Source organism: Actinoplanes sp. NPDC021490 (assembly GCF_055562135.1).
The window spans coordinates 102,322-127,354 of the sequence record NZ_JBVHFW010000009.1; the positions used below are offsets into that span (position 1 = coordinate 102,322).

Below are 25,033 nucleotides of genomic sequence, written 5' to 3' on the forward strand. Positions count from 1 at the left end.
CGTTCAGGACGAGCCCGGTCCGCGGTGATCGAGGCGATTCTGCCCGCCGGTGTGGCGGCGGCCGAGACGTTCACCGATCCGCCCGGCGCGGCCCTTCTCGGCGAGGAGGAGTCGATCGTGGAGCGGGCGGTCGGCAAGCGGCGGCTCGAGTTCACCACCGGCCGCTGGTGTGCCCGCGAGGCGATGGCCCGGCTGGGCCGCCCGCCCGTGCCGATTCTGCGGGGGCCGCGGGGCGAACCGCAGTGGCCGGCCGGGCTGATCGGCAGCATCACGCACTGCCCCGGCTATCGCGCGGCGGTCGTCGCCGAGCACACCACGATTCCGCTTCTGGGCATCGACGCCGAGCCGGACGAGCCGCTGCCCGACGATGTCCTCGCCGCTGTCTCGCTGCCCGATGAGCGCGCTCGGATCGCCGTCCTGCAAGCCGAGCACCCGGGGGTGAGCTGGGAGCGGCTGCTGTTCAGCGCCAAGGAGTCGGTCTACAAGGCGTGGTTCCCGCTCATGTCGCGCTGGCTCGACTTCACCGAGGCCGACGTCACGATCGACCCGGTCGGCGGCAGCTTCGCGGCCCGGCTGCTGGTGCCCGGGCCCCGGGTGGGCGGCCGGGAGCTGACCGGTTTCTCCGGCCGCTGGCTCGCCCAGCGCGGACTGCTGGTCACCGCGATCGCCGGCGCGTGAACCGGGCGCGCACCCCGGCGTGAGCACGATCGGAAACACCATTCAGCGACCCCGAAGCACCTTCTCAGGTACGTGGGTTATCGTTCGCGGCGAGGGGAGTACCTCAAAAGGAACGTTGCGGTCATCACGGGCATCTGGGATGCCCCCGTGCGTTCGCCCGCCTCGACGAGGCAGGTGAGGGAGACCTCGGACGATGGCGCACATCTCCGAGGAGGTTCCCCCGTATGGCGCAGAGCGTGACCTTGGCTGCCCCGCTCGAGACCGTCGCATCCCCCATGCTCTGGGCGATCAGCATCGCGGTTCTCGTTGGTCTGCTGGCGGCCGATTTCGTGGTCACCCGGCGGCCCCACGACGTGCCGATGCGCGAGGCGGTCGGCTGGTCGATCTTCTATCTGACCCTGCCCGCAATCTTCGGGCTGGTGCTGTGGTGGGCGTACGGCAGCCGCCCGGCGATCGAGTTCTACACCGGCTTCGTGGTCGAGAAGTCGCTGTCGGTCGACAACCTGTTCGTCTTCATGCTGCTGCTCACGGCCTTCGCGGTGCCCACGGCCCTGGCTCAGCGGGTTCTGCTGTACGGCATCGCCGGGGCTCTCGTGTTGCGCGGTGTCTTCATCGCCCTGGGCGCGGCCGTGCTGCAGGCCGGCACGTGGGCGTTCCTGCTGTTCGGGGCGATCCTGCTGCTGACCGCGGTCAAGGTGCTGCGGGATGCCCGCAGCGACGACAGCCACGCCGTCGACATCGACAGCATGCGCAGCGTACGGATGATCCGGCGGTTCTTCCCGGTCACGAAGGACTACCACGGCGGCAAGATGGTGGTGCGGCAGGCCGGCCGCCGCGCGCTGACGCCGCTGGCCGTGGTCGTGATCGCGGTGTTCATGACCGACATCGTCTTCGCGGTCGACTCGGTGCCCGCGGTGTACGGCGTGACCGAGGACCCCTATCTGGTGTTCGCAACCAACGCCTTCGCGCTGATGGGCCTGCGCGCGCTCTACTTCGTGCTGCGCAACGTGCTCGACAAGCTGCGCCACCTCGACTACGGCCTGGCCATCATCCTGGCCTTCATCGGCGTCAAGCTCGTGCTGCACTGGGCCCACGGCGTCTGGACGTGGCTGCCCGAGGTGCCGACCCTGGCCTCGCTGGGCGTCATCGCCGTCACCCTGATCACGGTCACCATCACCAGCATGGTCGCCAACAAGCGCGACGCGGCGGCCGGGCGCGACGCCGTCCCGGTGCCGGCGGGACGCTCCGAAGAGCACTGACCTCGCAGGGCCGGCCCCGGGAAGGGGCCGGCCCTGCCTTCTTTTCCGGACATACCCGGTCAGCCGAATGGCCATCTCCCCTCCCCCGGTTGTGCGATCTATCAAACCGGTTTAGGTTTCGGATCAAACCGGTTTAGTTACAGGCGTGTTTCCGACCGGTTCCGAACTCGGGAGGCGACATGACCAGACCGGACCGGCCGACGATCGTCGATGTCGCCCGCGCCGCCGGCGTCTCCAAGGGCACGGTCTCGTTCGCGCTCAACGGCCGCCCCGGTGTGGCCGAGGAGACCCGGCAGCGGATCCTCGACGCCGCCCGCGACCTCGGCTGGACCCCCAGCCACCAGGGCCGCGCGCTGTCGGTCTCGCGGGCCTTCGCCGTCGGCCTGGTGCTGGCCCGCGAGCCCGAGCTGCTCGGCGCCGACCCGTTCTTCCCGGCCTTCATCGCCGGTGTCGAGCGCACCCTCTCCGACCGCGGTCAGGCCCTGGTGCTGCAGGTGGTGCCCGAGTCTCAGGAGGAGGCGGGCTATCGCAGGCTGGCTGCCGACGGCCGGGTCGACGGGGTGTTCCTGCTCGACCTGCGGGTCGCCGACCCCCGCATCGCCCTGCTCGAGGAACTGGGGCTGCCGGCCGTCTCGATCGCCCGGCCCGACGTGCCCAGTCCCTTCCCGGCGGTGCTGGTCGACGACCGTCCGGGCATCGCCGCCGCCGTCCGGCACCTGGCCGGGCTCGGCCACCGCCGGATCGCCCACGTGGCCGGTCCGGCGCACTTCCTGCACGGCCGGGTCCGCCGCGAGGCGTTCGACCAGGCCCTCGCGGAAGCCGGCCTGTCCACGGGCGGAGTGGTCGAGGCCGACTTCTCGGCGGCCGGCGGCGCCCAGGCCACCCGCGCGCTCCTGTCCCAGGAACAGAAACCGACCGCCATCGTCTACGCGAACGACCTGATGGCCATCGCGGGCCTGTCCGTGGCCTCCGAATTGGGCGTCGTCGTCCCCGCTCAGCTGTCGATCACCGGGTTCGACAACACCGATCTCGCGGAATATGTCAGCCCACCCCTCACCACCGTCCGCACCGACCCCTACCTCTGGGGCCGTACGGCCGCCGATGCGCTCCTCGAATCGATAGAGGGCGGAACGGTCGACGACGTTCCCGTCCCTCCCGCACAACTCGTCGTCCGGGCGTCCACCTCGCCCGCACCCCCCGCAGTCTGAAACGCCGAACGGAGTACCGATGAAACGCACCCTCCCGGCCGTCCTTCTCACCGCGACCCTCGCCCTCGCCGCCGGCTGCGACGGCAGCGGTGGAGGCGACGCCTCCGAGGCCAACGCCGCCTCCGGACCGATCACCATCTGGCTGTCCAACAACCAGGAGGAGCTGACCTGGGGCAAGGACATGGTCGAGGCGTGGAACGGCGCGCACGCCGACCAGAAGATCACCGCGCAGGAGATCCCCGCGGGCAAGAGCTCGGAGGAGGTCATCGGCGCCGCCATCACGGCCGGCAACGCGCCGTGCCTGATCTTCAACACCGCGCCCGCCGCCATCCCCCAGTTCCAGAAGCAGGGCGGCCTCGTCGCGCTCGACGAGTTCGACGGCGCCGCGCAGTACATCACCGACCGCACGGGCGACACGGCGGAGCAGTACAAGTCGCCGGACGGCAAGTTCTATCAGATGCCGTGGAAGTCGAACCCGGTGATGATCTTCTACAACAAGGACATCTTCGCCAAGGCGGGCCTCGACCCCGAGAAGCCGGCCCTGTCCACGTACGACGACTTCCTCACCGCTGCCCGCAAGATCAAGTCTTCCGGCGCCGCCCCGGCCGCCATCTATCCGGCGCCGAGCAGCGAGTTCTTCCAGTCCTGGTTCGACTTCTACCCGCTGTTCGCGGCCGAGACCGACGGCAAGCAGCTGGTGGCCGACAACAAGGCCCAGTTCAACAGCCCCGAGGGCCAGAAGGTCGCGACCTTCTGGAAGACCCTGTACGACGAGGGCCTGGCGCCCAAGGAGATGTACAACGGCGACTCGTTCGCCGACAAGAAGGCCGCGATGGCCATCGTCGGCCCGTGGGCGATCAAGGTCTATGGCGACAAGGTCAAGTGGGGCGCGGTGCCGGTGCCGACCTCGGCCGGCAAGCCCGCCGGGCAGATCAAGACGTTCAGCGACGCCAAGAACGTGGCCATGTACTCGGCCTGCCAGAACCGGGCCACCGCCTGGGAGGTCCTGAAGTTCGCGACCAGCCAGGACGAGGACAGCAAGCTGCTCGAGGCCACCGGTCAGATGCCGCTGCGCAAGGACCTGCCGGCGGCGTACCCGGACTACTTCGCCAAGAACGCCGCGTACAAGCAGTTCGCCGACCAGGCCGCCCGTACGGTTGAGGTGCCCAACGTGCCCAACTCCGTCGCCATCTGGCAGGCGTTCCGGGACGCGTACTCGGAATCGGTGATCTTCGGTAAGAAGCCGGTGGCGTACGCCTTCTCGGGTGCCGCGACGAAGGTCGACGAGCTGGCCAGCGGGTCCTGATGACGACCGCCCCGATCGAGGGCGGCGTCCGGCGTAACCGAGTGGCGGCCTTCTTCGGCCGCCACCCGGTGGGCATGATCCTGGCTGCCCCCTACGCCGTCTACATCGCCGTAGTCTTCGCATACCCGCTCGGGTTCTCGTTGTGGATCAGCTTCCACGACTACTTCTTCACCGCGCCCGGCGCCATCGTGGACCACCCGTTCGTCGGGTTCGACAACTACACCGCCGTGCTGACCGACCCGGCCGTCCGGCAGGCGTTCGGCAACATCGGAGTCTTCCTCGTCATCAACGTCCCGCTGACCACCGCGCTGGCGCTGGTGCTGGCGGTCGCGCTCAACCGGGTGGTGCATGCCCGGACGTTCCTGCGGGTCGCTTTCTACGTCCCGTACGTGACGGCCAGCGTGGCCGTGGTCGGCGTCTGGCTGTTCCTCTTCAACTCGGGCGGACTCGTCAACTCGGTGCTCGGCCCGCTCGCACCGGACCCGTCGTGGCTGGTCAACGAGGGTCTGGCCATGCCGGTCATCGCCGTCTTCGTGACCTGGAAGCAGCTCGGCTTCTTCATCCTGCTCTACCTGGCCGCGCTGCAGAACGTGCCCAAGGAGCTGTACGAGTCGGCCTCGGTCGACGGCGCCAACGGGTGGAACAAGTTCTGGTCGGTGACCGTGCCGGCCGTACGCCCGGCAACCGCCCTCGTCGTGATCCTGTCCCTGATCACCGGGGCCAACCTGTTCACCGAGCCCTACCTGCTCACCGGGGGCGGCGGCCCGAACGGCGCGTCCACCTCGCCGGTCCTGCTGATGTATCAGCGCGGCTTGCAGCAGGGCGAGCCCGACTTCGCGGCGGCCCTGGGCGTGCTGCTGGTCATCGGCGTGCTGATCGTCGCGCTCATCAACCGCCGTCTCGTCGAGGGGAAGGACTGACATGCGGAAGTGGCCCACCGCGGTGCGCTATGTCGTGCTGTTCCTCGGCGCGCTGGTGTTCCTGCTCCCGTTCTACTACATGCTGATCGGCTCGCTGCAGTCCGAGCCCGACACCTCGGTCGGCGGCGCCTTCCCCACCTCGGGGCTGACGTTCGACAACTACTCCGACATCAACTCGCGGGTCGACCTGATCGGCTCGCTCGTCAACTCCGGCATCTTCACCGGCGGCGTCCTGCTCTGCACGATCGTGTTCGGCGTACTGGCCGGATATGCGCTGGCCCGCCTGCATTTCCGGGGCAAGGGCACGCTTTTCGTGGTGGTGCTCCTGGTGCAGGTGATCCCGTTCCAGTTGCTGCTGGTGCCCCTGTACGTGCTGATCGTGCGCGGCTATGGACTGGCCGACTCGTACCTGGGAATGATCCTGCCGTTCGCCATCAACACGACCGCGGTCTTCATCTTCCGCCAGTTCTTCATCCAGCTGCCCGACGACCTGTTCGCCGCGGCCCGGCTCGACGGCGCCAGCGAACTGCGGATCCTGCGGTCGGTCGCCCTGCCCCTGGTGCGGCCGGCGTTGCTGACCGCGATCCTGCTGACGTTCATCGGCCCGTGGAACGAGTTCCTGTGGCCGTTCCTGGTCACCAAGGACGCGGACATGCAACCGCTGGCCGTCTCCCTGGCCAACTACATCAGCAACGTGTCCTCCCGGGCAGCCAACCCGTTCGGCGCGATCCTGGCCGGCGCGTGCGTGCTGGCCGCCCCGGCAGTGGCGCTGTTCCTGGCCTTCCAGCGGCAGTTCATCTCCACCGACATCGGTTCCGGCGTGAAAGGCTGATTGGCTGACATGGTTCCGTACACCCTGACCCGGCTCGGCGTCGTGATGGCGCCCGAGCCCGGCAACCCCCTCGAGGCGGAAGGAGTCCTCAACCCCGCGAGCGGCCGTACGCCCGACGGACGGCTGTTCCTGCTGCCCCGGCTCGTCGCCGAGGGCAACGTCTCGCGGGTCGGACTGGCCGAGGTCGAGATCCAGGACGGCGTGCCCGTCGGCGTGAAACGGCAGGGCGTGGTGCTCGCCCCCGACGAAGGCTGGGAACGCGGCCTGTCCAACGCCGGCGTCGAGGACCCCCGGACGACGTGGGTGCCCAGCCTCGGCCGGCACCTCATGACGTACGTGGCCTTCGGTCCGCTCGGCCCCCGGCTCGCGCTCGCCGTCTCCGCCGACCTGCATTCGTGGCAGCGCCTCGGTCCGGTGCAGTTCCAGTACCAGCCCGACCTCGACACCGACCTCAACCTGTTCCCCAACAAGGACGCGGTCTTCTTTCCCGAGGTCGTGCCCGGCCCGGACGGGCGGCCCAGCTACGCCATGCTGCACCGTCCGATGTGGGACCTGGGCTGGCTGCGGCCGGGCGAGGGCGTGCACCTGCCGGCCGGGATCACCGACGAACGGGCCGGCATCTGGATCTCGTACGTGCCCGCCGACGAGGTTTCCTTGGATATTGGAGCATTGGTCCGCCCCCGCAACCATCGCTGCGTGGCCATGCCCGAATTCCCGTACGAGGAACTCAAGATCGGGGGTGGGCCGCCGCCCTTGCGGGTGCCCGAGGGCTGGCTGCTGATCCATCACGGCGTCACCGGCTATGTGCCGTCGGGCTGGGACCCGACCGGGCAGGACGTCACCTACGCGGCCGGCGCGATGCTGCTCGACCCGGCCGACCCGGGACGCGTCCTCGCCCGTACGCCGGAACCGATCTTCGTCCCCGAGACCGAGGACGAACTGTCGGGCGTGGTCCCCAAGGTCGTCTTCCCCACCGCCATCGAGGAGATCGACGGCGTCCACTACGTCTTCTACGGCATGGCCGACAGCAAGATCGGCGTGGCCCGCCTGGATCGGGTCGATCTCAGTGAAGGAGTTCGCGATGAAGCGCAGATCCGTACTGTTGGGCAGCGGGTTAGCCCTGACGGCGCCGTGGCTGACGTCCACGCCGGCCCTCGGTAAGGCGCCGGCCCGGCTCACCAACCTCGCCCACCTCGACTTCCTGCGCGACACCGTCACCCCGCCCGCACAAGCCGGCCACGCCTCCTATTCCGGATCGGCCGGCCTCGGCGTGCTGTGGACCTACGCCGAGCCGAACCCGGACGGCACGTTCCGGCGAATCGGCGGCGGACCGTACGACGCGGCGACCGACACGTACGGGCAGGGCGCGTTCAACTCCGACGACATCGCCCGCGCGGCCGTGGTCTACATCCGGCACTTCAAGCAGACCGGCTCGTCGTCGAGCCGCGCGGCCGCCTGCGCGTTGCTGCGTGGTCTGGCCTACTTCCAGACGCTGGCCGGGCCCAACCGGGGCAACTTCGTGCTGTGGATGCAGCCGGACGGCACGTTCAATCCGAGCCCCGAGCCGGTGGAACTGCCGGATCCGTCGGACAGCGGCCCCTCCTACTGGCTGGCCCGGGCGATCTGGGCGCTCGGCGAGGGGTACGCGGCGTTCGTACGGTCCGATCGCGCGTTCGCCGGGTTCCTCCGGGAGAGGCTCGACCTGGCCCTGGCCGCCCTCGCCCCGGTCCTGGCGAAATACGGGACCCATCAGGTCATCGACGGGCGGCGCCTGCCCGCGTGGCTGATCGTCGACGGCGCCGACGCGACCGCCGAAGCCGTGCTGGGCCTGTCCGCGTACGTCGCCTCGGCCGGCCCCGCGGCGGCCCGGCGGGCGCTGCGCCAGTTCTCCGAGGGCATCGCGGCCCTGTCCGGCGGCGGCCCGCGCGACTGGCCGTTCGGCGCCGTCCTGCCGTGGGCGCTGTCGCTGTCGGACTGGCACGCCTGGGCCTCGCAGATGCCGGCCGCGCTGGCCCGGGCCGGTCAGGTGCTCGGCGACGACCGCCTGGTCCGCCCGGCCATCGCCGACGCCGCTGTGTTCACGCCGTGGCTGCTCACCTCGGGCGGCCCCGACAACGGACGCCTGCCCGCCCGCATCGACCGCAACCAGATCGCCTACGGCGTGGACTCGCGCCTGCAGTCGTTGCTCGCCGTGGCCGACGTTTCCGCCCGTACGGGTTTCCGCCGCCTGGCCGCCCTGGTCGCGTCCTGGTATTTCGGCGCCAATGCCGCCGGCGTCCCCGCCTACGATCCGGCGACCGGCCGGACGGTCGACGGGATCGCCGCCGACGGCACGGTCAACCGCAACGCCGGCGCCGAGTCGACGATCCACGGCCTGCTCAGCATGCTGGCCCTGGACGCGTACCCGGACGTGGCCGCGCTGGCCCGCCAGGGCGGCGGCATCCTCGAGCGGGTCGGTTCGACCACCGTCGAGGCCGAGTCGGCGGCCCTGGCCGGTGGGGCCACGATCGTCACGCCGGCCTCGGCCTGGACCGGCGAATCGCAGTACAGCGAGGGCAAGTACGCCCGCTTGCCGGCCGGCGCCACGGCCCGGTTCACCCTGCCCGCATCGGCCCAGCCCCGGCTGGTGATGCCGATCGTCGACCGGCAGCCCGGCAGCGCGGCGGTGACCCGATGGGCCTCGGGCGGCCGCGAACTGGGCACGGTCGACCATCGCGGCGGCGCCCAGGGCAAGTCCCCCGCGCCCGGCGCGCTGCTGCCGATCACCCTCCACGGCGAGCTGCCGGCCGGTCGCACCGACCTGGTCGCCACGTCGTCCGGCGGCGAGGCGGTCGTCGACGCCGTGCTCCTGGAGCCGCTGATCTCGCGTTATGTGATCGGCAGTTCCGGCCGGGCGACGGCGTTGCTGCGCAGCGCGGCCCGAACCGCGCAGACGGTGACCGTGACGGTCGCCGGCGCGGACCCGGCCATCGTCGAGACCTACGACGCCAGCGGCGTGCAGCGCTCTCGCTCGACCGCGCCGGGTCCGGCCGTACGGGCGCTGGTCCTGCCCGGCGGCTTCACCATCGTCCGCAGGTAGTCACCGGCCGGTCGTCGCCCTCCCGGCGGCGGCCGGCCAACGGCGCCGTTTGATTCCCAGGTCCGCCCCGCCCGGGCCGCCCGGGCCGCCCGGGCCGACCCGCGCGCCCACTGCCGATCCGCGCCTCGCGGGCCGATCCGCGCTCGCGGGCCGACCCGCGCCGCCGCCCGGTAGCTACGAGATCTGCGCGGCCGCGAACGTGCCGGCCAGCAGCGGGCCCATCGCACCGTAGAGCCACGGCCACCACAGGCCGGCCCGCCGGAACCCCCGCATGGCCGCCACCGCGCAGCCCGCCCCCACCGCCGTCGACGCTGCGGTAACGCCCCACCAGATCAACTGCTCGATCCGCCAGCAGGCACCGGGCGCCACGTCGCACGACACGCCGCCGGGCCCGGAAAGGACGGGCCACCACCAGAGCAGCAAGTACAAGTTCTGCGCCAGCAGCGCGGCGCAGACCACCGCCACCAGGACACCGACCACGGCCCGGAGTGCCAGTTCGCGACCGGCGACGGCGTTCGTCATATCGACATACTGCATTGCCCGGCCGCCCCCGGGCACCCCACGCCCGGCCGCCCGGCGACGCGGCCCACGCCCGGCCGCCCGGCGGACGCGGGCAGGCCACGCCCGGCCCTTCCCCCGTACCGGCGCTATCGGACGCGACAACCACGCTATGTAGTCGACAAGCCACGGCCATCCCGCTCCGGTCCGCGTACGTAGACAATGCGGAGAGTGACATCAAGCGTCGCCCCGGCCACCGATCCGCTTCGCAGGCAAAGATCCGCTCCCGCCCGGTTTCGACCCGAACGCGCCCACCCGAGATGTCTGGGTTAGGCCATTTGGCCGAAATGAGCGAGCCCACCGGTCAACAGCCTTGTTTCACGCTGCGTGACTTCATATTGTCCTGATGTGCCCGAAACGCGGGAGTAACCGCGACGGGCGACATCACACAAGGTGACAGTATGGAGGTGGGCGATGACCGCGACTCACGGGTGGCTGATCCTCGTCGCCGGCTACGCGGTCATGTTGTCCTGGCCGATCTCCACCGTGGCGCTGGTGACCATCGGCGTCCGCTACGTGGCATCACGCCGGCAGGATCTGGTCGCCAAGTCGCTGCAGCGCGGGGACGGCACCCCCGAGCACTTCTGGATCATCGTGCCGGCGCTCAACGAAGAGGTCGTCGTCGGCAACACGGTCAAGGCCGCGCTGGCGCTGAGCGGGCCCGGCAACACGCTGGCCCGGGTTCTGGTCGTCGACGACGGATCGGACGACGGCACCCCGCACGTGCTCGCCGCCATCGACCACCCACGACTGCACGTCATGCGCCGCGAACTGCCCGAGGCCCGCCAGGGCAAGGGCGAGGCCCTCAACGCCGCGTACCGCTACATCGCCCAGCAGACCGCGCAGGCCGGTGTCAGCCCGGACAAGGTCGTCCTCGGCATCATCGACGGTGACGGCCAGGGCAGCCCCAACATCCTGCTCGAGGTCTCCCGGATGCTGCGGGACACGGCGATCGGCGCGGTGCAGGTGCAGGTCCGCATCCGCAACCGCAACAAGCTCCTCGGCGCCGTGCAGGACCTCGAGTTCGGCACGATCGTCAACGCCTGCCAAAGCCTGCGCGACATGCTCGACACCGTCGGTCTCGGCGGCAACGGCCAGTTCACCCGGCTGTCGGCCCTGCTCGCCCTGGGCGACACGCCGTGGTCGGCCTGCCTGGTCGAGGATCTCGAGCTGGGCCTGCGCATGCACCTGTCCGGCGTCGGCATCCGATACACCGCCCGGGCCGCGGTGACCCAGCAGGCCGTGGTCGACGTTCGCCGGCTCACCCGGCAGCGCACCCGCTGGGCCCAGGGCAACCTGCAGTGCGCCCGCTACCTGCGCCCGCTGATCACCTCGAAGCGGGTCAGCCTGACCTCGCTGGCCGAGGTCCTGCACTACCTGCTCTCCCCCTGGCTCAACGCGGTGGTCACCGTCGTCCTGGCCGGCATGGTCGCGACCGCCGTCACCGGCCTGGCCATCGGCCACCCGATCCCGTTCCTGCCCGGCTGGCGCGATCTGGCCGCCGGCGCCGCGGTCGGGCTGGTCGTCACCTGGTTCCCCGGCTTCGTCTGGGCGCTGGTGCACCGCTACCGGCTCCGCGACGAGACCCTCCCCCGGCTGCTCGTCGCCGCCCTGGCCTACCCGGCGTTCCTGCTGCTGGGTCTGGTCGCCACCTATCGGGCCATCGCCCGCCAGGCCACCGGCCGCCAGGCCTGGGCCAAAACCGAACGTCTCGCCGAAGAAGAGCTCCCCACCCCGGCCCTCGCGCTCGCCGCGTAATCCCAGGAGACCCCCCATGTCGCTCCCCGAAGTCCACCTGATCGGCGGCACCCGCCCCGAAGCCGTCAAGCTCGCCCCGGTCGTGCTGGCCATGCGCGAGCAGGGCCTGATGGAGCCGGTGCTGCTGGCCAGCGGTCAGCACCCGGCCATGGTCACCCAGGCGCTGGCCGCGTTCGGTCTCACCGCCGACGTCACGCTCACCATCGAGCGCACCACCGGCAGCCAGGCCGAGCTGCTCACCGCGATGGTCCGCCAGCTGGACGCGCTGTGGGACGTCCGTCCCCCGGCCGCCGTCATCGTGCAGGGCGACACCACGACGAGCCTGGCCGGCGCGCTCGCCGCGTTCTGGCGCCGGATCCCGGTCGTGCACCTGGAGGCCGGACTCCGCTCGGGTGACATCGAGTCGCCGTTCCCCGAGGAGGCCAACCGCAAGCTGGTCGCCCAGATCGCGTCGCTGCACCTGGCGCCGACCCCGCTCGCGGCGATGAACCTGCTCGACGAGAACGTGTCCGGCGAGGACGTGTTCGTCACCGGCAACACGGTTGTCGACGCGACGCTCGCCGTGGCCGGGCGCAAGATGCCGTACGAGAACCAGGCCGTGGCCTCCGCCCGGGCCGGCCGCACCAACCGGCTCGTGCTGGTCACCGCGCACCGCCGCGAGTCGTGGGGCGAGCCGCTCAACCGGATCCTGGCCGCCGTTCGCGAGCTGGTCGCCAAGTACCCGGACATCGACGTGATCCTGCCCAGCCACCCCAACCCCGCGGTCCGCGCGCAGGTCGAGGCGGGCCTGGCCGGTCTGGACCGGGTCACCGTCACCGACCCGGTGTCCTACCCGGACCTGTCCCGCCTGCTCTCCGAGGCCTACCTCGTGCTCACCGACTCGGGCGGCATCCAGGAGGAGGCGCCGTCGTTCGGCGTGCCCGCGCTGGTGCTGCGCGACGTCACCGAGCGGGTCGAGTCGCTGCACGCCGGCTGCGCCAAGCTGGTCGGCTCGGACACCGCCCTGATCGTCGCCGAGGCGTCCGTGCTGCTCGACGACCGCTCCCGCCGCGACGCGATGACCGCGGGCGGCAACCCGTACGGGGACGGCCTGGCCGCCCACCGCACGGCTCAGGCCACCGCCGGCCTGCTCGGCCTCACCAGCTCCCCCGTTGCGATGATCGGAGTGTCCCGCTGATGCGTTTCTCCAAGCCTCTGTTCTCGGCCGGTGTCGCCGCCGTGGCCCTGGGCGCCTTCGCCCTGAGCTCGGTCGGCGCCGAGGCCGCGACCATCAAGCCCGCCGCCGTCGTGACCGCCCTGCCCGCCGCCAAGTCCGGCAAGGCCGCGCCGGGCGGGGGCGCCGCCAAGACCCTCGTCCTGTACGACACCACGGGCGACTACGGCTGGATGGGCGAGGTCTACGCGACCCAGACCGCCAACCTCAGCTCGCACTTCGGTTCGTGGACGGCCGCGCCGGTCGGCTCGTACAAGGCCGGCGACCTCAACGCGTACACCGCCGTCATCTACGTCGGCTCCACCTACGACGAGCCGATCCCGGCCGCGTTCCTGACCGACGTGACCGCCACGACCAAGCCGGTCACCTGGCTCTACGACAACATCTGGCAGCTGACCGCGACCGGCTCGTTCGCTGCCGACCACGGTTTCACCAGCGGCGGGTTCGACTACGCCGACGTGGCCGAGGTGACCTACAAGTCGCAGAAGCTGACCCGCGACATCCGCAACAAGTCCGGCATCATGAACCTGTCGATCACCGACGCCGCCAAGGTCAAGACCGTCGCTTCCGCCGTACGCCCGGACGGCACCACCTTCCCGTGGGCGGTCGAGTCCGGCAACTTCACGTACGTCAGCGAGATCCCCTTCGCGTACGTCACCCACGACGACCGGTACCTGGCTTTCGCCGACCTGCTGTTCGACTCGCTCGGTGACACCGGTGCCGACCGGCACCGCGGCCTGGTCCGCATCGAGGACGTCGGCCCCGACTCCGACCCGGCCGAGCTGAAGGCCGTCGCCGACTACCTGTCGGCCGAGAAGGTGCCGTTCACGGTGGCCGTCTACACGCGCTACCGCGACCCCAAGGGCGTCAACAACGGCGGCAAGGCGCAGGACTACACGCTGCTGAGCAAGCCCAAGGTGGTGTCCGCGCTCAAGTACATGCAGAGCAAGGGCGGCACGCTGCTGATGCACGGCTACACCCACCAGTACGGCACCATTGCCAACCCGTACGACGGGGTCAGCGCCAACGACTTCGAGTTCTACGCCGCACACGTCGACGCCAACGACAGCGTCATCTACGACGGCCCGGTCCCCGGCGACTCGGCCGCCTGGGCCACCGGCCGGATGGTCGCCGCCGGCCTCATCTTCACCGCGGCCGGCCTCGGCACCCCCACCATGTTCGAGTTCCCGCACTATGCCGGCAGCGCCGTCGACTACCAGGCCGTCAACGCCCTGTTCGGCAAGCGTTACGACCGTGGCCTCTACTTCCCCGGCGTGCTCAGCGGGGCCAAGCCCGACTACAAGCGCCAGTTCGGCCAGTTCTTCCCGTACGCGGTCCGGGACGTCTACGGTTCGGTCGTGGTGCCCGAGAACATCGGCAACGTCGAGCCCGACTCGTTCAACAACCACCCGGCCCGCCTGCCCAGCGACCTGATCGCCTCGGCCCAGCGCAACCTGGTGGTCCGCGATGGAGTGGCCAGCTTCTTCTACCACCCGTACCTGGGCACCGACTACCTCAAGCAGGCCGTCACCGGAGTCAAGGCCCAGGGCTACACCTTCGTCACCGCCGGCTCGATGATCACCGGCAAGTAGTCCGTACGTTCTCCCCAGCGCCGCCCGTGCCCAGCACGGGCGGCGCCGTCCGTTCACCGGCCGGGGCCGGACGCCCGAAACACGCGTTCCGCGGTCAGGCGGGTCGCCTCGTCGAAGAGCACCAGGCGGACCACCTCCACGGTGGCCGGCCCGGCGTGCAGGCCGGCCAGCGCCTGAGCGACGGCGTCGTCCTTGGGCCACCGGTAGACGCCCGACGAGATCAGCGGAAAGGCGACCGAGCGGGCGCCCAGACCGACCGCGACCGCCAGCGAGTTCGCGTAGCAGGCGCGCAGCAGCGACGAGCGGTCCTCGTCCGCGCTGAACACCGGCCCGACGGTGTGCACCACCCATCGAGCCGGCAGTCGTCCCGCCGTCGTGGCCACCGCCTGCCCGACCGCGAGGCCCCGGCCGTAGTGGCCGGCCCGCAGCGCGCGGCACTCCTCGAGAATCGCCGGGCCGCCCTTGCGGTGGATCGCCCCGTCGACCCCGCCCCCACCCAGCAGCGAGGAATTGGCGGCGTTGACGATGACGTCGGCGTGCTCGGCGGTGATGTCACCGGCCGCCAGTTCGATCCGCATCGTTCTCCCTCCAGCCCGGTCAGTCGCGTTCGCGTTCGACGGTGTCGAACGTACGGAAGCCCCGGCGGTGATAGTTGGGCAGCGCGCTGGGGTGGTCGGCCGACGACGTGTGCAACCAGACCCGCTGGACCCGCGGCGCCAGCTGCCAGGCCCGCCGGACGGCCAGCGTCAGCGCGAACCCGCCCAGCCGCCGCCCGGTGAACTCCGGTGTCAGCCCGAAGGTCTCGATCTCGGCCACGGGACCCGGGTGCAGGTCGTAGGCGACCAGGCCCGCCGGTTCGCCGTCGAAGGACAGCAGCCAGAAGTCCCGGTCCGGGTATTCGGCCTGCCAATCGTTCCACTCCTGCTCGGTGCGGCTCGCGCACTTCCAGCCGAACGGCGCCCCGATCCGCACCTGCAGCTCCACGACGAGCGGCGAGGCACGGTCGAGCCGGTCCAGCGTCAGCCCGGGCACCGGGCCGGCCGGAGCCAGCTGGTCAGGATTCGTCATCTCCAGGTAAGAAACGGTCTCCCTCACCGGCGGAAGGTTACGTGAGCCGGGAACCGGCCGCCGGACTCGTCAGCGCTCCCCGAATCCCTTGCGGCCCCACACGAAGAGGGTATGGACGGCGAGGTTGATCCAGGCCGGGCCCACGATGGCCAGCTGGCGGAGGACCGCGCCGGCGTCGTCGAAGGCGTAAGCGTTCGACCAGTACAGGCACGACCACGGCAGGCCCAGCGCCACCAGCGGCAGGTAGGCCGGGAACAGCCCGAGACCGGAGAGCGGGTCGCCGTCCGGCCCGGACATGTAAACGGCCCACAGCACGGCGTAGAGCACGGTGAACGCGAGCACCGAGACCGCATGAATCGCAAGTTGCCAATGCCTCCGGATCATCGGCGCACTCTAGAGCAACCGTCACCGGCCCAGGTGGACGAAGCCGGCCCAGTGGGTGAGCGTCGTGTCGTCGGCCGGGTCGCGGACCGAGCGCTGGGCCTCGCGCAGGGCCACGTGCGGCGGCAGGCCGGCCCCGGCCAGGTTGTCGTGGAAGGCGACCATCAGCCGGGCCGTCTCGCGGTCCGGCACCGGCCACAGCGAGCCGATCGCGGTGGCCGCCCCGGCCACCAGGAACCCGGTGGAGAGGGTGACCGCCTCGTCGTAGGCCCGCCCGGCGCGGTGCGTGGTGCACGCCGCGAGCGACACCAGCCCGGACGAGCGGCCGGCGGCGGCCCGCAGCAGTTCCTCGGCCGAGACCTCTTTGCCGCCGGCCAGCAGCAGATAGGACGAGGCCGGCCCGTCGGCGCGGATGACGCCGTGGCAGGCCAGATGCAGCACGGTCGCGGGGCCGGCCAGCCAGTCCAGCACGTCGGCGGGCAGGCCGGGACCGGCGGCGACCACGGCCGGGTCGCCGGGTCGTCCGCAGAACCGGCCGGACGCGTAGTGCTTCCGGAAGATCGTGCTCGCCTCGGCTCCGGCATGGGGCAACGCCTGCGCCGCGTCACCGGTGTCGGGGTTGCCGATGACCAGGCCGGTGTCGCTGCGCGCGGGGGCCGGCCGGCGGGCCACATCGACGAGCAGACGGCCCGAGGCGATGTAGGAGAACGCCGCCTCGTCGATGGCCCACCGCCCGTCACCGTGCGCCGCATGCCACGGCACCGTGGCCAGGGCGCCGTCCGGCACGAGCACGAAGTGCGGCTCGCCGGTGTGCCGCTCGCGCCAATGGTCGAGCAGCGGCCGGACCGCGACCTTCCAGGCCGCCAGGCAGACCTCGGCCAGGCTCCGGCCGACCTCCGGCACATCCGGCGGCGGCCCCAGCTCCCGCGTCGCGACGGCCGCCTGGACGGCTGCCGGCACGGCCCAGTCGCCGGTCAGCTCGGGCAGGTCGAGGGTGCCGATCCGGCCGCCCGGCTCGACGAGCAGCGCGAAACCGGGGGTGCCCGGAAACAGGTAGACCAGCGCGTCCGCGCCGACCGAGCGCAGCGCCTCACCCACCCGTTCGACCGGCGGCGGGTCGAACAACCGGGCCTCGCGGGCCAGCACCTGCAGGGCCCGGAAGCGCACATCACTGGGCATGACCGGGGTTCCCGTACGCCAGGCGGCTCCGTCGGTGACCGACGGATCGGCGCCCCACCGATCGGCGAGATCACCCGCGCTCGCGGCTCGCAGCAGCTCGGGCACAGTGGAGGACACGGTCGCGGCGTGCAGCACCAGCCCCCGCCCGGTCTCCAGCGCCAGCCAGGCACCGGCCGGATCGCCGGCGTCCAACGCGGCCCGCGCGACGTGCAGCGCGTCGGTCGCGCTGCGCCGGGCGGTCGTCATCGCGTCGTGCGTACCGGACTGGAGCAGCACCTGCCAGGCCCGCTCCCGCAACGCGTCCCGGCCGATCGCGGCCCCGGCCGCCGCATCGCCGTCGGCCACCAGCGCCACGGCCAGCGCCATCCCGATCTCGGCCGCACCCCGCTGTCCGGGGCGGGCCGCGGCGAGGTCCCAGGCCTCGCGCAGGGCGGCGATCGCCCGGCCGAGGTCCCCCGGCCGCGGCGCCCGCTGGTGCAGGGCGAGCAGACCCGTCCCGTACCCGGCGAGATGTCGTCCGCGCAGCAGCTCCCCGGCCGGATCCCGCTGCGCCGCCGCGATCAAGTCGACGCCCTCGCGCACCATGGCCATGTCGTCGAGGCCGCGCCCCGCGAGCAGCAGCGTGCTGCCGGCGCTCATCCGCATCATCGCCGTGAACGGCGCGCCGGCCGGCAGCCCGCCGATCATCTCGCGGGCGTAGCGGGCCGCCCGTTCCCATGCCTCGTGGCCGTGGCCGTGTCCGTGCTGGGCGCGCAACGCCCAGGCGGCGGCGAGACTGCGCAGCACCCGGGTGCGCCTCGGGTCGCCCGGCGGGGCCAGGCCGAGCGCGTCGGTCAGGATCGCCGTGGTGTCCCCGGGCAGCGCCGTCCCGGTGATCTCGGCCCACATGAGCTGGGCCTGGGCCAGGACGAGCAGCAACTCGTCGCGGTTGGGATCGCCCGGCGCCTCGTCGCGAGCGTCCCGCAGCAGGTCGAGGCCCCAGCGCAGATCCGCGAGGTCACCACGGCTCTCGAAACGCTGCAGCAGGACGCCGGCCAGCGAGGCGGCCAGCGCGACCCGGTTCATGTCGTCGGTGCTCGTCTCGCCCAGCGCGCCCTCCATGAGCGTGATCGCCTTGTCGAGAACCGACGGGTCACTCCCGAGATAGTGATCCTGCGAGGAGGTGGCGACGGCGAACTGGCCGATCGCCGCCACTCGCACCTTGGGGGCAACCGCCGGATCCTCCGCGACCTCACGGAACATGTCGGTCGCCCGCTCGGCGGCGCCGGGTTCGGCCCGTCCGGCCTCGGCCCGGTTCAGAAGCAGGAACGCGAGGTGGTAGCGGATCTCGGCCCGCTGGCCCGTGCCCGGGTCCGAGTTCTCGAGCGCCCGCGTGGCGAAGGCCTCGGCCGCGTCGGCGTCACCCCGGTTTCCCGTACGGCGGGCCCGCTCGGCCAGCGCGCGGGTGAGCTGGGCCTCGGCGATCCGGCGCGGCCCCGGCTCCAGAAGCGGCAGGGCGGCCTCGAGGTCGGCGATGATCGGGTCGACGCCCACCATCCGGACGTTGTTCCTCGAGGCGTGGTCCAGACGGGCCGACGCCCGGGTCCAATGCGCCTCGGCCCGGAGCGCCGGTTCCGTGGCCGGATGCTCGATCAGCGCGTCGGCCGCGCGTACGGCCGCTTCGGTCTCGAGACGACGGAACTGGACCACCATCACCAGATAGTGGAACTGCGGCAGCATCGGCCCGGGAAGTTCGCTCAGGTCGGCCGTGGCGAGGATCCCGGCTGCCGTGTCGAGATCGTCCGCCGCCGGCTCGGCCCCCGAGTTCACCACCGCGTCGGCGAACGACAGCGCCAGCAGCGGATACCGTGCCCCTTCGGCCCACCCCGCCTTCAGAAGGTCCAGCGCCCGCCGGTGGTCGCCGGGGTCGCCCCCGTGCCGGAACCGCTCCTCGTACAGCGATCCGTGCCGCTGCCACAGCGACGGCCGATCCGGCCCGTCCTCTTCGAGGAGCGTCGTCAGGGCCCGCTCGGCCGCCTCGAAGTCCCCGGTCCGATGCTCCTTGAGGTACCGCGCGACGTGCCGGTGGCCGAGCTCGTTCACCGCCGTCGTCCACTCGGGCGACCCGGGCCGGAACTGCCGGGCCGCCTCGGCCATGACGTCTATCGCCCGGTCGAGGTCACCGGGCGCGTCCCGCAACGTCAGCGCCTCGGCCACGATCTGGAGCACGGCCGCCTGAAGTTCCAGCGGCCCGTCCTCGTACTCCCGGAGCATCTCCAAAGCCTTCTCAGCGGCCTCGACCGCCTGCTCGAGATCCCCCGGCCCGGGCGGCCGCCCCAGCATCGCCGCCTGCATCGCCCGCAGCAGGTGGAGCATCGCCCAGAAATACAGCATGCCCTCCTCCGCGTCGGCGGGCAGCGGGGTCATCCTGGCGATGGCCGAGTCGATCACCGCGGGCGGTGTGTCGATCCCCAGATCGTCGAGGCCGTCGAGCCAGTCGTCATCCATGTTCGATTCTGACGGACAGCGGCTCTCAGCCGACGAGCATGCCGCCGACCTCGGTGCGGGACGAGACGCCGAGTTTGCGCAGGATGTTGGAGACGTGCACGGCCGCGGTCTTCGGCGAGATGTAGAGGCGGCGGGCCAGTTCCGCGTTGGTCAGGCCCTCGCTGATCAGCACCGCCACCTCGCGCTCGCGCGGGGTCAGCGACTCCGGGCCGGTCAGCACCTCGGTCAGCCCCAGCCGGGCGCGCACCTGCTCGAGCTGGGTGACGCGCCAGCCGAGCCAGCCGTCCAGGAGCGGCGTGGCCAGGGCGGCCTGCTCGGCTGCTTCGGCCGGCCGGTCGGTGGCGAGCAGGCAGCGGGCGGCCCCGACGCGTACGGTGCCGCGGGTGTGCGGGCCGAGGATGTGGGCGCCGGCCACGGACAGGTAGCCGTCCAGTGCCTCGCCGGGCCGGCCGTGGGCCTCGGCGAGCTGGGCGTCGACCAGAGTCCGGTACGCGTTCCACACCTCGGCGTCGAGCAGCGCGGCCGCCAGCGCGTCGAGGCGGGGCAGCGGCAGACCCAATTCGAGGGCGGCCGAGACCAGGTCGTGGGCCTGTTCGCCGCTGCGCCAGGCCTGCTCGGCCAACTCGGTGACGAAATGGCCGAGGGCGGCTTCGGCGCGCGGCAGGTCGGAGCGGCGGCAGGCGACGTTGAACTCGAGGCCGGCGAGGACGGCGGGCGGGTTGTTGGGCAGCGTGGCCAGGTCGGCCATGACCTGCTCGACCCGGTCCAGCTCGCCCGCCTCCAGGTAGAGCCCGGCCAGGAACACGCCGTGGTAGTCGGCCCAGCGGCCGCGGCGGCGGTAGTTGCGGTCCTGTTCGCGGCCCTCTTCCAGGGCGACGATGGCCGCGCGCAGGTCGCCCGCGCGCATGGCCAGGCGGGCCCGGCCCTGGAAGTAGGTGGCGACCGACAGCGACTCGAACCCGGCCCGCTCGGCGTCGATCCGCATCCGTTCCAGGGTCTCGGCGTGCTCCTCCGGCGAGGACGGCTGCTCGCCGTAGAACAGGGCGTTGAGGGCGCGGGCGGCCAGCACCCACTCCCCCGCCTTCTCCGCCTCGTCGACCAGGCCGGACAGGATCGCACGCCCCTCGGTGGACCCTTGCGGGCGCTCGGAGAGCGCGGATCCCTTCTCGAGCAGCGCGGCCAGCCGGACGGCGGGCAGGTCGAACTCGTCGGCCAGCGCGAGCGCGCGGTCGGACCACAGCACCGCGGCGTCGAGTTCGTCGCGCAGATATTCCGACTGGGCGATCGCGGTCATCGCACGGGCCTGGTCGGCGCCGCGGGGCAGCCGCGCGATCAGCGTCTCGATGTCGTCGGTGAGCGCGCGCATCTCGCCGAACTCGCGGGACTCCCAGGCGATGCGGATCAGCAGGTACAGCGACTCGGCCCGGTCGCTGCTCGTCGGGGCGAGGTCTCGCCAGCGGCGGCCGTAGCGCAGCGCGTCGTCGAGCAGACCGGCCAGCCAGGCCGCGCGGGCCGCCCCGGCCAGCAGCTCGCTGTCGTCCGGCACCTCGTCGAGGCCCATCTCGGCCAGCTGGAGAGCCTGGTAGGCCGAGCCGATGGACAGGTAGAGGGCGGTGCCGCGGCGGGCGGCGGCGACCAGGTCGTCGTACCGGCCGGCCCCGCGGGCGTGGTGCGCGACCATGGCCGGGTCGGAGCTGCCCGCGGCGAGCAGCACGTCGAGGGCGGCCTCGTGCAGCCGGCGCCGCTGGCGGCCGAGCATCTGGTCGCCGATCGCCTCGCGCACCAGCGCGTGCCGGAAGGTGAACTCGTCCTCGCCCGCTTCGACCAGCACGCCCCGGGTGACCAGGTCGCGCAGCACGGCGATCAGCTCGTCCTCGCCGGTGCCGGTCACCTCGGCCAGCAGGTCGAACGGGATGCGGTGGCCGAGCACGGTGGCCGCCTCGACGATGCGGTGGCTGACCGGTTCGAGGTCGTCGACCTGGCGGCGCAGCACGTCGGCCAGGCTCCACGGCAGCGGCTGCTCGACCAGCGCCTCGACGTCGTGGCCGGGCAGCGCGCGCAGTAGCTCCTCGAGAAAGAACGGATTGCCTCCCGTACGGGTGTGCAGCGCGGTGGCGGCCCGCAGCGGCAAGGGGGCTCCGGTGGCCGCCGCGACCATCGCCGCGGTCTGCGCCGGGGTCAGGCGGTCCAGCCGTACGTGGGTGACGGCGTGCCGGCGTTCGGTGCGGGCGAGCAGGCCGGCCACCGGCTGGCGGCGGGTCACCTCGTCGGGCCGGTAGGTGCCGATGAGCAGCCGCGGGCCGTGCTGGTCGGCGATCCGCTCGAACAGGGCCGCGCTCTCGGAGTCGGCCCAGTGCAGATCCTCGAACACGACGACCGCGGGCGCGTCGCCGATCAGATCGTCCAGCATGGCCAGACCGGCGTGCAGGCGCTCGACCGGGCTGCGCCGGGCGTCGGTCAGCGCGGCCAGCCGGGCCTCGTCGACCTCGGGACGGCCGTCGAGGGCGTCGAGCAGCACCTCGTACGGCCGGGACAGCGAGCCGGGTTCGGCCTGGCCGACCAGCACCACCGTGGAGGCCGGCAACGTGGTCAGCAGCTCGTGGACCAGGCGGGTCTTGCCGATGCCGGGCTCGCCCGCGATGATCGCGACGGCGGGCTCACGCGCGGAAGCGAGCTGCGCCAGACGGCGCAGCTCGCGTTCCCGGCCGATCATCACCGGGCCGGCGCCGCCGCGGAGGGTTCGCACGACGCCAGGTTACCGGTGGGGCGTCCGCGGATCGCCCGGGTCTTGGCCGCCCTGCGCGCCTTGCGGGCCTCGCGGGCGCTGGTGAGCAGGCGCGCCCGGTCGAACTCGGCGATCAGCTCGCGGTGCCGCTCGTTGGCCAGGGTCAGCATCAGGTCGGGGTGCATCAACATGACTTGCTCCTTCTCGGCTGGTGATGTCTCCATCCTCGGCCGGGAAGGCAGGTCGCCACATCGGAAGCGCCTACCTATTTCCGCTGGTCAGAGCGCTTCTAAGCATACTTAGAGACTGCGGCCATGAGCGTACGCCAGAAGGCTTCGGTGTCCAGTCCGACGGCGACCTCGGCGTTGGCCGGCCGGCCCGTGCGGTGGTGCAGGTCGACCACGGTGGCGCCGCGGGTGTGTGCGCCGGTCAGCTCGATCGCCAGCGGCGCCGGGACGGTCCGGACCAGTTCGGGGTCGAGCACCCAGGCCACGGCGACCGGGTCGTGCACGGGCGGGTCGGCGAGGCCGAAGTTGCGCAGGTACGCCCCCGCGAAGAACGTCATCAGCTCGGCGCAGACCCGGCCCGTCCGGGTGCCCAGGGCCTGGAACTCGGCGATGATCTCGGGCGTGGCCCGCGCCTGGTGCGTCACGTTGAGACCGACCATCGTGACCGGCCGCCCCGAGCGCACCACGATGTCGGCCGCCTCCGGGTCGGTGACGATGTTGAATTCCCCGTACGGGGTCGTGTTGCCCCGCTCGGTCGAGCCGCCCATGAACACGATGCGGCGTACACGGGAAAGGGCTTCCGGATGGGTGCGCAGCAGCAGCGCCACGTTGGTCAGCGGGCCGAGCGCGATCAGGGTGACCGGCTCGGCCGACCCGGCGATCAGCCGGCGCATCAGCTCGACCGCGTGCACCCCGGCCGTCGCCGCGACCGGCACGTCCAGGTCGGGACCGTCGAGCCCGGACGCGCCGTGGATGTAGTCGGCCACGGTCAGCTCGCCGGTCAGCGGCCGGTCACAACCGGCGGCCAGCGGGACACCGGTCGCGCCGGCCAGGGCCAGAATCCGCTGCGCGTTGCGGGTGGTCTTGTCGAGGGTCTGATTTCCGGCGACGGTGGTCACGCCGAGCAGCCGGATCCGGGGATCGCCGGCGGCCAGCAGCAGGGCGAGGGCGTCGTCGTGCCCCGGGTCGCAGTCGATGATCACGGGTTGGGGCATCGGACTCCTCGTCGTGGTCACTCCGCTCCGAGGTCGCTGTGCTTGTCGAAGCCGATGTACAGGCGCGCGGCCGCGTTGGCGCCCAGCGAGCCGAGCGTCTCGAGCTCCCGCAGCCGCAGCAGGGCCGGGTGCTGAGCGTACGCCTCGGCCGCCGCGGCCAGCCGGCGCAGCACGTCCACCTCGGCGTCGGCCCGGATGCGCTTGGCCTCCGCGTCGGCCTCGGCCGCGACCCGCTCGGCATTCGCCTTCGAGTCCGCCTCCAGGGTCTCGCGCTCGGCCCGGGTGCGGGCCTCGACCATCTGCGCCTCGGCCATGCGCTGGGCCGTGAGCACCCGGTTCATGATCTCCTGCAGGTTGCCCGGGAACACCAGGTCCTTCACGTCGGCCCGGATGATCTGCACGCCGTAGCCGGCCGAGACGCCCTCGACATCGCGCAGGATGTCCTCGCTGAGCTGGTTGCGGTTGGTCAGGATGGCCTCGAGCGTCATGGACGCGAGCGAGCGCCGCGCGGCCAGCTGCACATCGCTGTAGATGCGGTCGGTGTAGTCGGCCACCTGCTCGACGGCCGCCCGCGGATCGACCACCCGGAAGTGGGTGACGATGTTGACGCGTACGGCGACCTTGTCGGCTGTGAGAATCTCCTGGCCCTTGATGTTGAGCTCGCGCTCGCGCACATCGATCGGCACGATCGTGACCGCCGGCACGCGCCGGACGCCACCGAGCTTGCGCAGAAGCCGGGGACGGCGGGGCAGCTCGTACCGGCCCGGCTCGAGCACCTGGTCGAACCGGCCGTCGCTGTAGCGCAGGCCGCGGAATCCGCTGTGGACGATCACCTCGGGAGTCGTGGACATGTTTCACCTCTGCAAAAAGTCTTGGGGTGGCCCCGGAGCGGATCCGATGTGAAGGATCGGTCGCCAGGAGGACAACGGATCAGCGTGGTTTGATCGCCAATGCATCCGTTGCGGAAGCGCGTACTTCTGAAGCCGCCGGGGCCAAGATCAGGGTGACAGCCCCGGCCGGGGGCCACAACGCAATTACCTCAGCCGGCGCGTTCCATGAGGGGCAGGCGGAACGTCGCGTACGTGAACTTGCCGGTGATGCGGCCGTCGGTGTCGAAGTGGAAGACGTCCAGGCCGTGCCACTGCATCCGCCCGCCGTAGCGCAGCCGCGCGAACCACCGCATCATCGGGGCCGCGCGCCGGCCGTGGCCTCCGGTGAGGTCGAGCCGGCAGGCCCAGCGGATCGTCGCCCGGCGGCGCTCCTCGTCGATCACCTTGTCGTAGACGTCGAAGGTCATGGCGCCGTACCGCCCGTCGAACTGGGGCTTGAACTCCGCGCGGATCGCAGCGGCGCCCCGCAGCTCGGGGCCGTGTCCGGGCAGGTATCGGGCGTCGTCGGCGAAGTAGGCCATGACCCGGTCGAGGTCGGGCCGCGGCTCGTTGAAGGCGGCCACGAAGGAGTCGATGGTCCGATCGAGGTCGGTGCTGATGCCGGTCATGACGGGAGAGCGTAGGTGAACACCGTACTCTTAACAAGAGAATGGTGTTCTCTTGAGAGGCTGGTCTACG

General features: G+C 71.7%; 21 protein-coding genes. 11 read left to right on the forward strand and 10 right to left on the reverse strand.

The features are described 5' to 3' along the window. The first annotated feature begins 24 nt into the window (after positions 1–24). The 8 genes from ACZ3I4_RS23695 (at position 25) to ACZ3I4_RS23730 (ending at position 9,282) form a co-directional block, all read left to right on the forward strand. Positions 25–678 carry a 4'-phosphopantetheinyl transferase family protein gene (locus ACZ3I4_RS23695; protein ID WP_465384178.1) on the forward strand — a complete coding sequence of 218 codons (654 nt, stop codon included), beginning with the start codon at positions 25–27 and terminating at the stop codon, positions 676–678. Between the two features lie 224 nt (positions 679–902). Then, entirely contained in the window at positions 903–1,937 is a 1,035-nt protein-coding gene (locus tag ACZ3I4_RS23700) for a TerC/Alx family metal homeostasis membrane protein (RefSeq protein WP_465384179.1), read from the forward strand. Between the two features lie 179 nt (positions 1,938–2,116). Then, on the forward strand, positions 2,117–3,145 hold the full coding sequence (locus ACZ3I4_RS23705; protein WP_465384180.1) for a LacI family DNA-binding transcriptional regulator: 1,029 nt from the start codon (positions 2,117–2,119) through the stop codon (positions 3,143–3,145). Positions 3,146–3,164: 19 nt separating this feature from the next. Next, on the forward strand, positions 3,165–4,451 hold the full coding sequence (locus ACZ3I4_RS23710; RefSeq protein ID WP_465384181.1) for an extracellular solute-binding protein: 1,287 nt from the start codon (positions 3,165–3,167) through the stop codon (positions 4,449–4,451). Then, the gene (locus ACZ3I4_RS23715) at positions 4,451–5,371 is read left to right on the forward strand and encodes a carbohydrate ABC transporter permease (protein WP_465384182.1); all 921 of its coding nucleotides are present in this window, start codon (positions 4,451–4,453) and stop codon (positions 5,369–5,371) included. Before ACZ3I4_RS23710 ends, ACZ3I4_RS23715 begins: the two co-directional genes overlap by 1 nt. Position 5,372: 1 nt before the next feature. Beyond that, on the forward strand, positions 5,373–6,203 hold the full coding sequence (locus ACZ3I4_RS23720; protein WP_465384183.1) for a carbohydrate ABC transporter permease: 831 nt from the start codon (positions 5,373–5,375) through the stop codon (positions 6,201–6,203). Between the two features lie 9 nt (positions 6,204–6,212). Beyond that, positions 6,213–7,364 carry a glycoside hydrolase family 130 protein gene (locus ACZ3I4_RS23725; protein ID WP_465384184.1) on the forward strand — a complete coding sequence of 384 codons (1,152 nt, stop codon included), beginning with the start codon at positions 6,213–6,215 and terminating at the stop codon, positions 7,362–7,364. Beyond that, complete coding sequence (locus tag ACZ3I4_RS23730; RefSeq protein WP_465384185.1) at positions 7,285–9,282, forward strand: hypothetical protein; 1,998 nt, start codon at positions 7,285–7,287, stop codon at positions 9,280–9,282. The genes ACZ3I4_RS23725 and ACZ3I4_RS23730 overlap by 80 nt, the downstream gene beginning before the upstream one ends. A gap of 174 nt (positions 9,283–9,456) precedes the next feature. On the opposite strand, the gene ACZ3I4_RS23735 is transcribed toward ACZ3I4_RS23730, so the two are convergent. After that, positions 9,457–9,804 (reverse strand): hypothetical protein, encoded by a 348-nt coding sequence (locus tag ACZ3I4_RS23735; RefSeq protein WP_465384186.1) that lies wholly within the window; start codon positions 9,802–9,804, stop codon positions 9,457–9,459. Positions 9,805–10,254: 450 nt separating this feature from the next. Here ACZ3I4_RS23735 and ACZ3I4_RS23740 point away from each other — a divergent pair, with 450 nt between their 5' ends. The 3 genes from ACZ3I4_RS23740 to ACZ3I4_RS23750 are packed head-to-tail and all read left to right on the forward strand — an operon-like array spanning position 10,255 to position 14,403. Continuing rightward, positions 10,255–11,598 (forward strand): glycosyltransferase, encoded by a 1,344-nt coding sequence (locus tag ACZ3I4_RS23740; protein ID WP_465384187.1) that lies wholly within the window; start codon positions 10,255–10,257, stop codon positions 11,596–11,598. 16 nt (positions 11,599–11,614) lie between these two features. Then, positions 11,615–12,775 carry a non-hydrolyzing UDP-N-acetylglucosamine 2-epimerase gene (gene wecB, locus ACZ3I4_RS23745; protein WP_465384188.1) on the forward strand — a complete coding sequence of 387 codons (1,161 nt, stop codon included), beginning with the start codon at positions 11,615–11,617 and terminating at the stop codon, positions 12,773–12,775. Further along, complete coding sequence (locus ACZ3I4_RS23750; RefSeq protein WP_465384189.1) at positions 12,775–14,403, forward strand: DUF2334 domain-containing protein; 1,629 nt, start codon at positions 12,775–12,777, stop codon at positions 14,401–14,403. The genes wecB and ACZ3I4_RS23750 overlap by 1 nt, the downstream gene beginning before the upstream one ends. Positions 14,404–14,456: 53 nt before the next feature. Here ACZ3I4_RS23750 and ACZ3I4_RS23755 read toward each other — a convergent pair whose 3' ends face one another. The 9 genes from ACZ3I4_RS23755 to ACZ3I4_RS23795 all read right to left on the reverse strand — a co-directional run bounded on the left by ACZ3I4_RS23755 (position 14,457) and on the right by ACZ3I4_RS23795 (position 24,963). Continuing rightward, positions 14,457–14,981 carry an O-acetyl-ADP-ribose deacetylase gene (locus ACZ3I4_RS23755; protein ID WP_465384190.1) on the reverse strand — a complete coding sequence of 175 codons (525 nt, stop codon included), beginning with the start codon at positions 14,979–14,981 and terminating at the stop codon, positions 14,457–14,459. A gap of 19 nt (positions 14,982–15,000) precedes the next feature. Continuing rightward, the gene (locus ACZ3I4_RS23760; protein WP_465384191.1) at positions 15,001–15,498 is read right to left on the reverse strand and encodes a GNAT family N-acetyltransferase; all 498 of its coding nucleotides are present in this window, start codon (positions 15,496–15,498) and stop codon (positions 15,001–15,003) included. Positions 15,499–15,540: 42 nt separating this feature from the next. After that, on the reverse strand, positions 15,541–15,855 hold the full coding sequence (locus ACZ3I4_RS23765) for a hypothetical protein (protein WP_465384192.1): 315 nt from the start codon (positions 15,853–15,855) through the stop codon (positions 15,541–15,543). Between the two features lie 21 nt (positions 15,856–15,876). After that, complete coding sequence (locus ACZ3I4_RS23770) at positions 15,877–19,518, reverse strand: CHAT domain-containing protein (RefSeq protein WP_465384193.1); 3,642 nt, start codon at positions 19,516–19,518, stop codon at positions 15,877–15,879. Positions 19,519–19,543: 25 nt separating this feature from the next. Further along, positions 19,544–22,264, reverse strand: coding sequence for an AAA family ATPase (locus ACZ3I4_RS23775; RefSeq protein WP_465384194.1), 2,721 nt, complete (start codon positions 22,262–22,264; stop codon positions 19,544–19,546). Further along, positions 22,231–22,434, reverse strand: a complete 204-nt coding sequence (locus ACZ3I4_RS23780; RefSeq protein WP_465384195.1) for a hypothetical protein — start codon at positions 22,432–22,434, stop codon at positions 22,231–22,233. Before ACZ3I4_RS23780 ends, ACZ3I4_RS23775 begins: the two co-directional genes overlap by 34 nt. A 98-nt stretch (positions 22,435–22,532) precedes the next feature. Further along, on the reverse strand, positions 22,533–23,465 hold the full coding sequence (locus ACZ3I4_RS23785) for a nucleoside hydrolase (protein WP_465384196.1): 933 nt from the start codon (positions 23,463–23,465) through the stop codon (positions 22,533–22,535). Between the two features lie 17 nt (positions 23,466–23,482). Then, complete coding sequence (locus ACZ3I4_RS23790) at positions 23,483–24,316, reverse strand: slipin family protein (protein ID WP_465384197.1); 834 nt, start codon at positions 24,314–24,316, stop codon at positions 23,483–23,485. 188 nt (positions 24,317–24,504) lie between these two features. After that, positions 24,505–24,963, reverse strand: a complete 459-nt coding sequence (locus tag ACZ3I4_RS23795) for a YybH family protein (protein WP_465384198.1) — start codon at positions 24,961–24,963, stop codon at positions 24,505–24,507. Positions 24,964–25,033: the final 70 nt, after the last annotated feature.